The organism is Methanospirillum lacunae (genome assembly GCF_003173355.1).
Lineage (GTDB): Archaea > Halobacteriota > Methanomicrobia > Methanomicrobiales > Methanospirillaceae > Methanospirillum > Methanospirillum lacunae.
In genome coordinates, this window is the sequence record NZ_QGMY01000012.1 from 1 (window position 1) to 14,131 (window position 14,131).

The 14,131-nt window shown below is 39.7% G+C and carries 9 protein-coding genes and 2 pseudogenes; 8 read left to right on the forward strand and 3 right to left on the reverse strand.

The genetic code is table 11. The annotated features are described in order from the left end of the window. Window positions 1-469 precede the first annotated feature (469 nt). From DK846_RS18370 to DK846_RS14760, 4 genes and pseudogenes are all read left to right on the forward strand, one after another. Window positions 470-1,168: pseudogene (locus DK846_RS18370) on the forward strand (histidine kinase N-terminal 7TM domain-containing protein); the annotation flags it as partial. Window positions 1,169-1,180: 12 nt separating this feature from the next. Next, complete coding sequence (locus DK846_RS14750) at window positions 1,181-3,814, forward strand: PAS domain S-box protein (RefSeq protein ID WP_245926573.1); 2,634 nt, start codon at window positions 1,181-1,183, stop codon at window positions 3,812-3,814. Window positions 3,815-3,932: 118 nt separating this feature from the next. Then, window positions 3,933-4,985, forward strand: coding sequence for a hypothetical protein (locus DK846_RS14755; RefSeq protein ID WP_109969771.1), 1,053 nt, complete (start codon window positions 3,933-3,935; stop codon window positions 4,983-4,985). A gap of 109 nt (window positions 4,986-5,094) precedes the next feature. Next, window positions 5,095-5,613 carry a YqhA family protein gene (locus DK846_RS14760; protein ID WP_109969772.1) on the forward strand — a complete coding sequence of 173 codons (519 nt, stop codon included), beginning with the start codon at window positions 5,095-5,097 and terminating at the stop codon, window positions 5,611-5,613. 148 nt (window positions 5,614-5,761) lie between these two features. On the opposite strand, the gene cls is transcribed toward DK846_RS14760, so the two are convergent. The 3 genes from cls to DK846_RS14775 form a co-directional block, all read right to left on the reverse strand. Beyond that, window positions 5,762-7,231 carry a cardiolipin synthase gene (cls, locus tag DK846_RS14765; RefSeq protein WP_181391808.1) on the reverse strand — a complete coding sequence of 490 codons (1,470 nt, stop codon included), beginning with the start codon at window positions 7,229-7,231 and terminating at the stop codon, window positions 5,762-5,764. Window positions 7,232-7,367: 136 nt separating this feature from the next. Beyond that, window positions 7,368-8,258 (reverse strand): mechanosensitive ion channel family protein, encoded by an 891-nt coding sequence (locus tag DK846_RS14770; protein WP_109969774.1) that lies wholly within the window; start codon window positions 8,256-8,258, stop codon window positions 7,368-7,370. Between the two features lie 2 nt (window positions 8,259-8,260). After that, on the reverse strand, window positions 8,261-9,292 hold the full coding sequence (locus tag DK846_RS14775) for a hypothetical protein (RefSeq protein WP_109969775.1): 1,032 nt from the start codon (window positions 9,290-9,292) through the stop codon (window positions 8,261-8,263). Between the two features lie 580 nt (window positions 9,293-9,872). On the opposite strand from DK846_RS14775, the gene DK846_RS14780 reads away from it, so the two are divergent. From DK846_RS14780 to DK846_RS18065, 4 genes and pseudogenes are all read left to right on the forward strand, one after another. Beyond that, window positions 9,873-10,163: a nucleotidyltransferase family protein gene (locus tag DK846_RS14780; protein ID WP_146201243.1), complete on the forward strand. Its 291-nt coding sequence runs from the start codon at window positions 9,873-9,875 to the stop codon at window positions 10,161-10,163. Next, window positions 10,153-10,434, forward strand: a complete 282-nt coding sequence (locus tag DK846_RS14785; RefSeq protein WP_109969777.1) for a HepT-like ribonuclease domain-containing protein — start codon at window positions 10,153-10,155, stop codon at window positions 10,432-10,434. The genes DK846_RS14780 and DK846_RS14785 overlap by 11 nt, the downstream gene beginning before the upstream one ends. 167 nt (window positions 10,435-10,601) lie before the next feature. After that, a complete protein-coding gene (locus DK846_RS14790) occupies window positions 10,602-11,612 on the forward strand; it encodes a metallophosphoesterase family protein (protein WP_109969778.1) in 1,011 nt (336 codons plus the stop codon). Continuing rightward, window positions 11,609-14,131, forward strand: a pseudogene (locus DK846_RS18065) (hypothetical protein); the annotation flags it as partial. The gene DK846_RS14790 and the pseudogene DK846_RS18065, both read left to right, overlap by 4 nt.

Consider the following 14,131-nt stretch of genomic DNA (forward strand, 5'->3'; position numbering starts at 1 on the left):
GATATTGTCCTTTAATTTTAATATAGTTCTCAAATATCGTTTTTATATGGGGCTGCTATTGATCAGTTCTGTTCGTATGAATATTTCTATGTCTGGCATAGTTATAATTGAATAGCGGCAGGATATGCGATAGTAATATTTGGGGTTATACGAGGGCTATTTTTTTATTTGAGTCAAATAATCTCGTATTATCCAAAATGAGATTTATAATATTAGCATGTCTTGATAGTTTAACTATTTCCATCATTTACAATCACAATCTGCTTCAAATGTTTCTGTAATCTAACTGAGACAGAAAAAAAAGTCTACATGCTCATCTTTTTATGTCTGGTATATGGAATAGCATTCATTAAGGTGCATTTTTGATATCCTTATCAACTGCTTTGAATCTGACATTTAGAATGCCTAAATTTCCAGAGTTTTATATATCGATAAGAATTATTGCTCAAATACACTCTATTATAAACGCATGGTTCAGCATGTTTTTTTCACGACCGCATATTCACTCATATATTTTATATCAATAGCATTTTTTTGCTGGATCCTGATCTGGAGCAAAAAGATCAGAAATAACCCTGCCATTTTCCCTTTTAAAGTTTTGATGTTTTTATTTATCATCTGGGCTCTAGATTATTCCCTTTTTTCATTTGCTCAAAAACTCGAAGAGTGGATATTTCTTGAGAAGATTGCATATCTACCCTACTCATTAGTTCCAGTCTTCAGTTTTATTCTTGCCTGGCAATACACTGATCATAAGGACTTTTTTAAGAGCAAATGGGCTTTTATTCCTTTTATTATTCCTGTTTTTACCCTTTTTTTCGATTGGATACCTCAAATTCAACACATTCTCATGTATGATTTTTATATCAATACTGAAGGTCTGATGCCTTCATTAGATTATCAATATGGCATCTGGGGATTTATCCATCATACAAATGGTGCAATATTTACTGTTGGATCTTTTCTTCTACTCACAAATACCCTTATTGTTAATCCCCGGAGGCATCGGAAAGGTAATATTTGTCTCATCATCGGAATTTTTATTTTTTTATTTTGGAATCTCATTTACCTAGCGGGATTTATCCAACCATGGATCTATAATCTCCCAGTTTCCTTTCTTCTAATCAGTGTATTATTTACTCTTGCAATTTTCAGATATCATTCACTCGATTTTCTTCCAATGGCAAGAAACCTTGTCCTTGAAAAGATGGATGATCCCTATGTCATTCTCTCACCTGATGCATTGGTTCTGGATATGAATCCATCCTTTGCTCGTGTATTCAACCTAAAGCCCAGTGATTCTATCGGAGTGGATTTTAAGAATGTTTTCTCATCGTGGCCTGAAATTGTCTCAATAATTTCACACCCGGATTGGGAAAGTAAAAAGGATTACATTTTCTCTCTTGAAACCGGAGAAAAAAAGAAATCATATTCAATTAAAAAATCCATCATCTCTGAAACTGATACTGAAATACTTGGCACTGCTCTCACGTTTCATGATATCAGCGAGTTAGAATCTACAAGGGTACTGCTTGCAGAGTCGAATGAAGAGTTAAAATCTATAAATATTCAACTTCATGACGAGATTGCCGAACGAATAAAAATTGAAGAGGCATTGAAAAGGTCAGAATTATCTGTCCGGACAATTCTTGACAGCATACATGATGCAGTTTTTGTCCATGATAAAAACGGAACTATCCTTGAAGTAAATGAACAGATGCTCCATATCTATGGCATATCTGATAAGGCCGTGATAACAGAATTCTCCAACATCAAGGATTATTTAAACCCTGATCTCCCGAATGAACAGATTCATGCCTATTGGGAATCGGTTCTTTCCGGGAAGGATGAACTTATCGAAGGAATAGCAATTAGCCCGCTCAATAAAGAACCATTCGATGCTGAATTCTTTATTACAAAGATTGAATTTGAAAATCATCCTGTAATTCTTACATCTATACGAAATATTTCTGATAGAAAACAAGTCGAAAGAGCACTCTTCAAAGCAAATGAGGAGTTGAACGAGCGAACACAAGAAATACAAAATCAATCCATTTTTTTGCAATATCTCATAGATACTCTACCGATTCCGATCTTCTATAAAGATATCACAGGGATATACACTGGATGTAATACTGAATTTGAAAAATACTATGGGGCACCTCGTGACCGGATTATTGGAAAATCAGTGTATGATCTCTGGCCTGAAGAGATGGCCAAAATATATTATGAAGCTGATCTCGAAGTGTTTCAAACGCCAGCACACCAACAATATGAAACACAGATACGGTATCATGATGGTTCTGTACATGATGTTGTCTTTTATAAAGCACCGATTTTTACTGTATCAAATCAGGTAGACGGGTTAATTGGGACATTTTTGGATATTACTGAAAGAAAAAGAAGTGAGGAGGCCCTAAAAGAGAGTGAATCATTCAATCGTGGATTAGTTGAAAACCTTCCTGATTATATCGCAGTTTATGGATATGGCAAAAAAATTCTTTATGTAAATCCAGCATTAACGGCAGCACTAGGATATCAGTTTGATGAATTTGTATCTAAGCCAGTATTTTCATATATCGCTGATGAGTTCAGAATTAAAGTAGAGGAGATAATATCTTCCCGGATTCAGGGCAATGTCCCTCCCATTTATGAAGTAGATATTCTCTGTCGTGATAAAACCCGGAGATCCGTGATTGTCAAAGGTACCCATATCCAGTATCGCTATCAGCCGGCAATTCTTCTTTTGATGAATGATATTACCATTCGAAAACAGATTGAACAGGCATTAAAAGAGAACGAGGAGAAATTTGTCTCGATATTTAAAAAAACCCCAGATCCGGTTCTTATCCTGAATTCAACATACAATATCATTGAGGTCAACCGGGGATTTGAAAAATACTTTGATGATTCTCATACAGATGTCCATGGGAAAAATATTGATGATCTGGGTATCAGACTACATCAGGAAGACATCGAACTTCTTCTAAAGAAATGTGAAAACGATATTAATTCCTCTCATATTGAGATGGAACTGTTAAAGGGTTCAGGATCTCCATTTATTGCTGAAGTTGCGGTATCCCGGATTGCAGTCAATGATGAGCAATGTTTCATTGTCCAGATCCACGATATTGATGAGATTAGAAAAGCACATAAGGCGATCTCACAGGTTAACAATAAATTAAAGATCCTCTCCAGCATAACGAGGCATGATATCCTTAACCGGAATATGGTTACATCTGTCTATTCTGAAATGCTCCTTGAAGATGTGAAAGATCCTGATGCACAGCGAAAATTATTTGCAATCCGGCAATCTTCAGATGAAATTAAGAATCTTATTGAATTTACCGGGCAATACCAAAATATCGGCGAAACAGTTCCTACATGGCAGGTTCTAGAACAATTGTTTACGCTGCGGCCAATTCAGGGATTTCTATCTGGAATTAATTTAACCCTTGATATGGAGGGAATTGAGATCTATGCGGATAAAATGCTTGTAAAAGTGATCTACAACCTGGTTGAAAATTCTGTCAGACATGGGAAAAAAATTACTACTATCTCTCTTTCTAGTCATGAAGAGTCAGGAAATTTAGTGATATGGTATGAAGATGATGGAGGGGGAATCAGTCCTGAAGAGAAAGAAAAATCGTTTGATAAGGGTTTTGGAAAAAATACCGGACTTGGTCTCTTTCTGATCAGGGAAATTCTCTCGATTACCGGGATATCAATTATTGAGAATGGAATTTTTGGGGTTGGAGTTCGATTTGAGATAGTAGTTCCCGCAGGTACATGGAGATTGCCGTGCATAAACTGAATGTAATGAATCGGTGAGAAAATAACCAGTTCTCCGGATTCAGCTTTTATATTACTATGATGATCCATTCCCTGTTGTAACCATTCTAACGCAACTAGAAAACGGATAAGGGAAAAACATGATGAATAAGAATCAAGAAGTCCAGGTGGATTTCGAATATGGAACGCTAAAAGAGGTAATTGTTGGAATCCCCAACATTATCTATCCAGATATTACAAAGGCACACTGGGTGAAAGAAGCACTGAACATTCTTCCTGAAGATGAAGCCCAAAAAATAGTTGCCAATTCATATAAAGACTCAAAGGAGACCGGCCAGTATGAGTCGATGGAGAAGGAAAATCAGGAATTAATCAGCATCCTCCAAAGGCACAATATTATTATCCACCGGCCTGATTTGGTCACGAAAGAAAGGGCCATTTTAAATTTTGGTGAAGATTATCTCAGACTTTCTGGTGTCTCTCAACAATTTACCCGTGATCCATTCCTGGTTATTGGTAATCATGTAATTGAATGTTCCATGGGCTCTCTTTACCGCCGGTGCGATATCCTGGGTCTGAAAAACCTGTTCATTGAACGGTTGATAGGATCTAATGCACAGTGGATTGCCATGCCGTCTCTGGACTATTCCCGTATGATAAAAGGGAGTGATTTCGATAAAACTGCTTTTCCGGTTCTTGAAGGGGGTGATGTGATTGTCCTTGGAAAGAAAATATTTGTGGGAATCTCGCAGAATAAAACGACAGGATCAAGTATTCTCGGGTATCGCTGGTTGAAGGCATATCTTGAGCCCTTCGGGTATGATGTTCAGCAGATCTCTCTCCCTGAGACTCTCCTCCATCTCGATGTAGCGTTGTCAATTCCTAAACGAGGAGTAATTATTGTTTGTCCCGAAGCGTTTCCTGATGGTGTACCATCTTATTTCCAGGATTGGAAACAGATCACAGTAACAATCGATCAGGCTCGAAGACTAGCAGCAAATGGTCTTCCTCTTGATGAAAACCACTACATCATCGGGTATAACGATCATTTTTCCGGAACGGTAATCCTGGAAGCGCTTGAGAAGGAAGGAATAACAGTGTACCGGATTCCATTCGGAAATCATAATGCAGTAGGCGGTTCAATCCGCTGTAGTACCAATCCACTCGTCAGGGTTCTGCCACATAAATTGTAAACCTAAAATGACTATTTTTAGGTTTCTCTTTTTCCAGAGAAAATCTGTTGTATATCTTTACTACAAACAGGTATTCTAATATAGAAACGATCTCAACATACCTTTATCTATGGATCTTGTCAGAGCGTTTCTTTCACTCAGGTATGTCAGCATTATTGCTGTAATCTCCTCCTTTGTCGGTGCTGTGCTTCTCTTTATTCTTGGTGCTCTTAAAATTGTAGGAGCTCTCGGTGTTCTGTTCCTTGGAAAAGAGCCAATCTCTCTTCTTATTGAAGCTCACGGAGCAGAGTCTGCGACATCGGGAGTTGTTATTCTTGTAATAAACGCGATTGACAGTTTCCTTTTTGCTCTTATTCTCCTGATATTCTCGTATGGCATATATACGTTATTTATAAACAGTTCGTTGGTTGAGGAAGATCAATACCCTTCATGGATCAGGATCGGAAGCATAGCACAATTGAAACTTTATCTCACTCAAGTTGTCATTACTATTCTTTTTGTTCAATTCCTTGAGATTTCAATTGTGAGTGGGGAACATCTTGACTGGAAAGCGATTGTTCTGCCGGTCTCGATCCTCTGTCTTGCCGGGGCAATATACCTCATGCATGCCGGAAATAATGAACATTAATCTCCCGGAATCCTAATCTTTGAAATAAACTATTTTCTTATATCTGTTTATTCATTGGATGGAGTGTAAATCCAAGTTGGTTGCCATCTCTTCTCTTGTCATTGATACCAATTCACAATTTTTGATCTATGTAAAAAAAGATGGTTGTTCAGAGAAGTGGGGAGAATAATCTGGACATCGAGAGTTTGAGTTTGAGTTTAGGCGAAAGTGCAGCAAATCGCTCTGCATCCAGAGCAGAGCAGACCTCAAGATCAGAAAGGAAATACTGTTTCAGTTGTTTTGCAATATCATGATCATACATGATAGCATTGGTTTCAAAATTCAATTTGAAACTTCGAACATCCCAGTTCGCACTTCCAACTGAGGCTGCAACCTCATCAACGACAATTGTTTTCGCATGAATAAAACCGGTATCATATGTGTATGCTTTCACCCCGGATTCAATCAGTTGTTCGATATATGAAATGCCTGCCCAGTATACAAACCAGTGATCTGGTTTTGCCGGCATCATGATCCTCACATCAATTCCCGCCAGAGCAGCCATCCGGAGTGCATCAAGGATGCTTTCATCAGGAATGAAATAGGGAGTCTGAATGTACACAGACTCATTTGCCAGATGTATGAGTTTCAGATATGATTCCTTGATTGGGTTCCAGTATGTGTCAGGACCACCTGAAACGATCTGCATAGGAAGCCACGTTTCAGAGAACCGGGTATGTTCAGGGAAATATCTGGGGTCATAGGTGATTTCATCACTTTTTGATGCATAATTCCAATCAAGGAAGAATCTGATCTGCATTGCAGCAACAGCATCTCCATCTACCTGGACTCCGGTATCACGCCAGGGTGCCCATTTTGGATCACGGCTGAGATAATCATCGCCGATATTGAATCCTCCGATAAACCCGGTTTTTCCATCTATTACCGCTATTTTCCGGTGATTCCGGTAGTTAATTCGTGGGTGGGTGATATGGATGAGAGAGGGAAAGAAGAACTCAAGTTTTCCACCTGCTTCGAGATATGGTTTGAAAAATTCTTTTCCCGGCCCTGCAGCCCCAAGCCCGTCACCCAGGAATCTGACTGAGACCCCGGCCTGAGCACGTTCTGTCAATGCTGCAAAAATCTCATTTCCAATGGCATCATCTTTGAGAATGTAATATTCCATGTGGATATGGTCTTTGGCACCGCGAATTGCTTCTAATAACGCTGAAAATTTATCATTCCCATCAACGAAGATATGAGCCTTGTTATGTACTGTAATAAAAGCACGGTTACTCTCCATGAGCATCAGCATCATCCGCCGGTACGAATCCGGGATCGGCTGTTCTGTTGGGAGAACTTTGTGGAAGAGTTCTTTCTTCTGGGATTCGATGATGCTCGTGAGTATATCATCATCTTCCTGTTTAATCCTGAACATCCGATCCCGGTGAAAACTCTGACCTATGAACAGATAGAGAACAAATCCTATAACAGGGACAAACACTAGGGCCATCAGCCAGGCAATTGTTGCTGTAGGATTTTTCCGCTCAATAAAAACGACAGTTATCGCAAAAAAAATGTTTAGAATCAGAATAATGGGAATAATGAAGTCATTTACTATTGTGATTACCGGGCTCATGATGATCCAAGGTTGTAGAGGACTAAGTCAATTCAGAATGATATAAATTCATCCGACAATGGGAGATATCCGGATGATTTGCTATGAGGAGAATTTGTTATCATTTCAGGCATAATAAAAAACCCTTTGTAGTCACTTAAACTGCAATCATTTTATCAATTGGGATTGGATATCCGTTCCCGATAATATCAGGCGGTTTAATTCCGGCGTCCTGATAACTCTCCCATGTTCTTTTCGTGATATCGGTTTTAAAAGTAAATTCGTGCCTGAGATCGTTTACATATGCCTTGGCGATAATTTTTCGATAGAGAGGATAATTTTCAACAAGTATGATATATGGCCTTTTTTCAGAGATATACACGTACCGGGAAGTGATGACAGCTTCTGTGAGAAGACGAACAGCTTTGTCGATGTCAGCATCGTAAGAGAGATAGAGATCAGTGACAACCATCATCTCAGCAGATCCTGAATTTGAACTGGATACTGCATTTACAACAGTCAGATAATTCGGAATAGTGACCCTGCTGTCACCTGGTGTTACAATCACTGTCTGAATGAGACCAATATCAATTACTTCTCCATAGTGTTCATTTATGGCGATTTTATCTCCAATCTGATATGGTTTTTCAATAATGATGACAAATCCGGCAACAATATTTTCCACGAGATCTTTCAGTCCAAACCCAAGCCCGGCTCCAATAAGTCCTGAGAATACTGCAAGTTCAGTAAATCCGAGATCAAATAACGGAGACAGGATCACGTAGACCATACAAATATACACCAGAATTTTGAGAACCGGTATAATCATTGCGAGAATATGTCTTCTTGTTCCAAGTTTTTCAGAAAGAATGCGAAGGAAAAAATCCATTCCATAAACAATCAGATACCCAATAATGAGAACAAGTAAACTCGAAATGATCCAGGATGGCTCTATGATGGTTCTCATCATATGACCCGGGAGAGTTCCATCCGGTGCGATATTTGATATATTTGTGATATTTTCCAAAATAGTAGATGAATTAACCATAATCACCACACCATCCTGATCCGTTTCAATTCTTTGGTTATTTCCGCGAGTGCGATAGGGTTAATCCGAATTTTTTCATTTTTTAGTACCACAAGTTCCTTGTCCCGGAGTTTGGAGATAATAAGATTCAGGTTGATATCTGAGGGAAGTGCCTGTTTAAGATCAGGTATCTGCACCTCCTCATAGGACATGATGAGTGAGAGAATATATGCCGTGTCTGGATCTGATATTGCCGGAAGAGTTGGAGGTGTCAGGCTGCTCAGTCGAATCTCCCAGGCATCACTGGCCTCCTGCCATATGTGTAATGCGACTCCCGGATTTCCATTTGATATCTGATGTAGTCGCTCGAAGATAAGTTCTGATGGTTCGAGTTCCTGACTTTTATTCCTGAGTATTGCGACAAATAATCGCCATCGAAGTGAGTAATAGGTAAATCCTATTGTTTTATTGATAATGGGAATAATGTAACTTTTCTGTTTCTGAATAAGCACCATTCTTCGTGGTACCGGAGGATCGACGATATAAAAGATTGAACTAAGTTGCTGAGAGAGGATGATTTTTTTAATATCAGGTTCACTTTTCCTTTTTAGTTCGATCTGTTTTCCAAAAAGAGATCCAATATCCTTTACAGCGATGAGATATCTCCAGGTGTGGATATTCCAGGTGGTGATCCAGATCTTCTCTTTTCTTGATAATATTTCGATGAATTCGTCAAGAAGATGAAATCCATTAATCATTCTGTGAAAGATAAACCTGCAGTTTTCAACTATGATGATATCTGCATCAGTATTATTTGAAAGGATAGAAAGATCGTTCTGTGTTTCTGTGAGTGTAATATGTTTTATTCTTCCGGCATGAGCGTCTTCAATTTTTGAGATGGGTTCTTCTCTTCCTGCAAGGTATTCTGAAATAATTGCGATATTTCGGATTTTTCCTGATAATCCTTCGTCGATTACATGGAGTAACTGTTCAGTCTCATCTGGCCAGATTGGGGAGATTAATTGTCCAGATTCACCTGAGTATAATTCATCCATTATTCTCTATGGTGATCTGCTATTGTTTATAGGTTTTAGCAGTTATTGGTAGAGAGAACCTGGTGGCATTTCTAGTTTCTGGAAAAAAAGATTGTAATTTCTTTTGTTTTGTGAAAAAACCCTATAAAATGAGAAGATATCTTCTATATGAATCGGTAATTTGAAACCCCTCTGTGAACTGGAAAGATCCACCTAAATTAAATCTATAAATTGAGCCTATTTTTGAAATTTAACCGACAATTTGGTATGTAGTATCCGAGGGGTATATCTGTTGAAATAATGTGCCATATTTAGGCCTCAATTTTAATATCCTCTATAATTATCGTTTTAACAACGGGCCACTATTGATCAGTTCTGCTCAAATGAATATTTACATGTCTGGCATAATGAAAACTGAATAGCGACAGGATATGGTGTCTGCACCAATTGTAGTTATTTTAGAGTTATTTTAACCATTTGTTCGATTATATTGGATAATTCAACTGAACCTGGAGTTTTTCAAAAAACCATCTCACTCACGAAGAACCTGAATATATTTATTCAATCAGGAGTGAAATTCTGTGATTGCAGGGGAAAAAGGATGAATCATGATCTTCAGGTGAAAATAATCAACACCCTTGTGCCACATGGCGTCAAAAAAATATCTGTCTTTGGAAGTTATGCCACAGGTCGCGAGCATCAGGGTAGTGCTCTGGATCTCATTGTCTCTTTTCCTAAAGAGATTGGTCTTTTTGCTCTCGGTGGCATCAGAGAAGAGTTGATTGAGAAACTTGGGATTTCCGTGGATATTCTTACTGAACGATCGATTCATCCTTTACTCAGGGAAAAGATCAGCCAGGAGACTGTAGAGATCTATCACAATGAAAGATGATTCAATTCTTCTTGAGCATATGTTAAATGCCTGCTTGAGGATTCGTGAATATATTTCTGATTGTTCTCTTCATGATTTTGTATCACTACACGAGAAACAGGATGCAGTTATTCGTCAGATAGAAATCATAGGAGAGGCAGCTTCTCATGTTTCTGTTCAATACAAGGAAGAGAATCAGGCAATTGAATGGCGACAGATAATTGGTATGAGGAATTTGCTCATCCATCAGTATTCCAGTGTGAATTTACCTGGGACTCTTACTATTAACTAATTCAGACATAAAGAAGAGAATTAAACAGACTGCGGAGTGGTAACTTGAGGAGGGGGCTAAACCACAGATCTGGTTGTGTTCTTCCAACTGGAGCTATTCATATATCCAAACAACCTAAAGGATCATGATATCATACAAATCTATAATTTGAGGCTTATAGAGGAAAAATGAGTCAATACATTCTGCATTTATCTGATCTTCACATCGATGATGCCGGTCAGGCAGATACCTATCGGACACGACTTGAGAGCGACCTAAAACAAGAGTTAAAGATTGAAAAACTTGATTATCTGGTCATATCGGGTGACTTCAGCAACACTTCAGTTGAGTCCGAGTATTCTGTAGCTGCTGAAATGATTGAGAAGATAATCACAGAATTTCGACTGGATAAAAGCCGTGTTGTCATCGTCCCCGGAAATCATGATCTCAACTGGGATCTCGCTGATGAGTCATATACACCAAAGCGAACACCTCCTTCCGGTATTTTTCAGGACAAGGTAGTATCTCTAGGTGATAAAGGATACCTGGTCCGTGATGAAGAGAAGTACAAAAAAAGGTTTGATCACTTTAATTCGTATTTATACAGTCAAATCCTCAAAGGTGAATCATACCCGTCTGACTACGCAGATCAGATCCTCTTTGTAGAAAACCCTGAAGATAGGATCCTCTTCCTTGGTTTCAATTCATCCTGGAATATTGACCCGTATTTTCCAGATCGATCTGGAATCAACCCGGAGGCCCTGAACAGAGCAATTGATAGAGTGAAAGACAAAGTCTATGACGGCTGGCTCAAAATCGCGGTCTTCCATCATCCGGTATCAGGACTTGAGATGATGAATGATGTATTTATGCAGATATTAGCGGTCCATAACTTTCAGATCGTTCTTCATGGGCATATTCATACACCAAACGAAGGCTATTACAAGTATGATACAAGAAGAGGTATCCATATAATCGGGGCAGGATGCTTTGGAAAACCGACCAGGATCCAAGATAATCCAACTCCACTCCAGTATAATATAATTCAATACGACACTGAACAGGAGCAGATAACCGTCCACACACGAAAAAGAGACGACCACCTCGGTGCCTGGATGGCTGATTCACGATGGAGTGATAAGAATCATCCAGATCCCTATTATCATATCAACCTGGGTCAAGTAAAAAAAAAGATTTGAAAAGTACCCTGAATCCGATCTCATTTGATCTAGCCATTGCAGAAAATCTCGAAAAGTTCACCGGGAGAAAATGGCTGATTGAAGAGATAGATGAATGGGTCAACGATCCAAATGGCAGAAGAGTATACTGGATCCTGGGTCGTCCCGGGATCGGGAAGACTGCCCTTGCCATCAAGTACAACAATATCCATGATCTTTCAGCGTTTTTTCTGTTTCAGTATGACAACTCCGAGACGATCAATCCCCAGCGTTTTGTCAAAACCCTGGCATACGAGCTTAGCATCAGTATTTCTGCCTATCAGGATTTGCTTGAGAAGATAGACCTCGACTCAAAAAAGGATCTCGACGGACCTGCTCTCCTCAATGAACTGATTATCATCCCTTTTTATCAGATTGGCAACCTGGAGCATCAGGTCATCATTCTGCTTGATGGGCTTGATGAGATCTTTCAGAGGCATGGGATGGAAAATATCCCCCAGGAAATGGTTCAGACACTTCGTGCTCTCTATCACCGGACTGAAAGTATGCCATTTCGGTTTATCTTTTCAAGCAGGGATAGTCAGGCGGTTCAGACTGAGTTGCAGCTGGATGCTGTTAAACCACAGTTCATTGATCCGGATAGCAAACAAAATAGAGATGATATCAGGGAATATCTCAGGAAAGAACTCGGAAATATCACCGGAGAGGTTATTCCTGATGAGACACTTGAGGACATTGGTGTAAAAAGTGAGGGATTCTTTATCTATGCATCTTTTTTCTACAAAGCGGTAAGGGATAAGATCTTTTCCCTCGATCAACCATCATTCCCAACTGGTCTCAGTGCTATGTATCTTGAGTACTTTGAGAAGCAGTTTCATGATATCCAAAAGTATGAACAGAAAATAATTCCAGCAATCCAGGTTATCTGTGCTGCCAGAGAAGCCTTGCCTGCTCAAATTCTGACCGGTATAATTGAGGGAGAAGAGGTTGGGATGAATAAATTAAGGATTCAGATAGACTCCCTTTTTTCTTTTGAAAATAATGCTGTTCGTCCCTTTCACTCATCAATTGTAGAATGGATCTCTGATGAAAAAAAGTCTGGCAGGTACTATGTGAGTCTCAAAAAGGGGCATGCATCTCTCTCCGAATATGGATTTAATCATGTGATGAGTGGTGAGATACATGAGTACTTCCTGAGAAATCTTGCATATCACCTGCTAGCAATCAGGGATGAGAAGAGGCTGTCTGAACTCATGGTAAACCAGGAGTTCTTTGTGAGATCATACGAATCTGATTACCAGACTCTTCAGAGATTGTGGGTAATACTTGAGAATGAGACGTCATTGAGGATGGAGCAGGTGTATGCACTGCCGCAGGGGAACAGAAAAACCTCTTCAACAGTCTCCAAACTTCAGACCTTTTTCTTTGGGCGTTCAGATCAAACAAACGGCTCTGAGTTTTCCAATTGGTATATCATTGATATTGGGAACCTCCTTCAGCGTATGAGCAAGTTGACCACAGCATACGACTGGTATCATCTTCTTGAAAAAAAGGCGAGGGATGAAAAAGATATTGATTCGTTACAAATATCGCTTGGTAACCAGGCTTTGATCCTCTCTGCTCGTGGTGACCTTGACGGTGCGATGAAACTCCATAAAGAACAGGAACGTATTTGCCGTGACCTTGGTAATGTTGATGGTCTGCAGGCATCGCTTGGTAACCAGGCTTTGATCCTCTCTGCTCGTGGTGACCTTGACGGTGCGATGAAACTTCATAAAGAAAAGGAACGTATCTGCCGTGACCTTGGTAATGTTGATTCGTTACAAATTTCGCTAGGTAACCAGGCTAATATCCTATATGTTCGTGGTGACCTTGACGGTGCGATGAAACTGCACAAGGAGGAAGAACGTATCTGTCGTAACCTTGGTAATGTTGATTCGTTACAGCGGTCTCTGGGTAACCAGGCTTTGATCCTGAAGGCTCGTGGTGATCTTGACGGTGCGATGAAACTGCACAAGGAGGAAGAACGTATCTGTCGTAACCTTGGTAATGTTGATTCGTTACAGCGGTCTCTGGGTAACCAGGCTTTGATCCTGAAGGCTCGTGGTGATCTTGACGGTGCGATGAAACTTCATAAAGAAAAGGAACGTATCTGCCGTGACCTTGGTAATGTTGATTCGTTACAGCGGTCTCTGGGTAACCAGGCTTTGATCCTCTCTGCTCGTGGTGACCTTGACGGTGCGATGAAACTGCACAAGGAGGAAGAACGTATCTGCCGTGACCTTGGTAATGTTGATGGTCTGCAGGCATCGCTTGGTAACCAGGCTTTGATCCTGAAGGCTCGTGGTGACCTTGACGGTGCGATGAAACTTCATAAAGAAAAGGAACGTATCTGCCGTGAATTGGGTAATGTTGATGGTCTGCAGGCATCGCTTGGTAACCAGGCTTTGATCCTCTCTGCTCGTGGTGACCTTGACGGTGCGATGAAACTCCATAAAGAACAGGAACGTATCTGCCGTGAATTGGGTAATGTTGATGGT

Coding starts and splice junctions, on each gene's coding strand:
- cls (WP_181391808.1), bottom strand. CDS start 7,231: ATGAGCCCGGTAATCACAATAGTAAATGACTTCATTATTCCCATTATT.
- DK846_RS14770 (WP_109969774.1), bottom strand. CDS start 8,258: ATGGTTAATTCATCTACTATTTTGGAAAATATCACAAATATATCAAAT.
- DK846_RS14760 (WP_109969772.1), top strand. CDS start 5,095: ATGGATCTTGTCAGAGCGTTTCTTTCACTCAGGTATGTCAGCATTATT.
- DK846_RS14755 (WP_109969771.1), top strand. CDS start 3,933: ATGATGAATAAGAATCAAGAAGTCCAGGTGGATTTCGAATATGGAACG.
- DK846_RS14750 (WP_245926573.1), top strand. CDS start 1,181: ATGGCAAGAAACCTTGTCCTTGAAAAGATGGATGATCCCTATGTCATT.
- DK846_RS14775 (WP_109969775.1), bottom strand. CDS start 9,292: ATGGATGAATTATACTCAGGTGAATCTGGACAATTAATCTCCCCAATC.
- DK846_RS14780 (WP_146201243.1), top strand. CDS start 9,873: ATGAATCATGATCTTCAGGTGAAAATAATCAACACCCTTGTGCCACAT.
- DK846_RS14790 (WP_109969778.1), top strand. CDS start 10,602: ATGAGTCAATACATTCTGCATTTATCTGATCTTCACATCGATGATGCC.
- DK846_RS14785 (WP_109969777.1), top strand. CDS start 10,153: ATGAAAGATGATTCAATTCTTCTTGAGCATATGTTAAATGCCTGCTTG.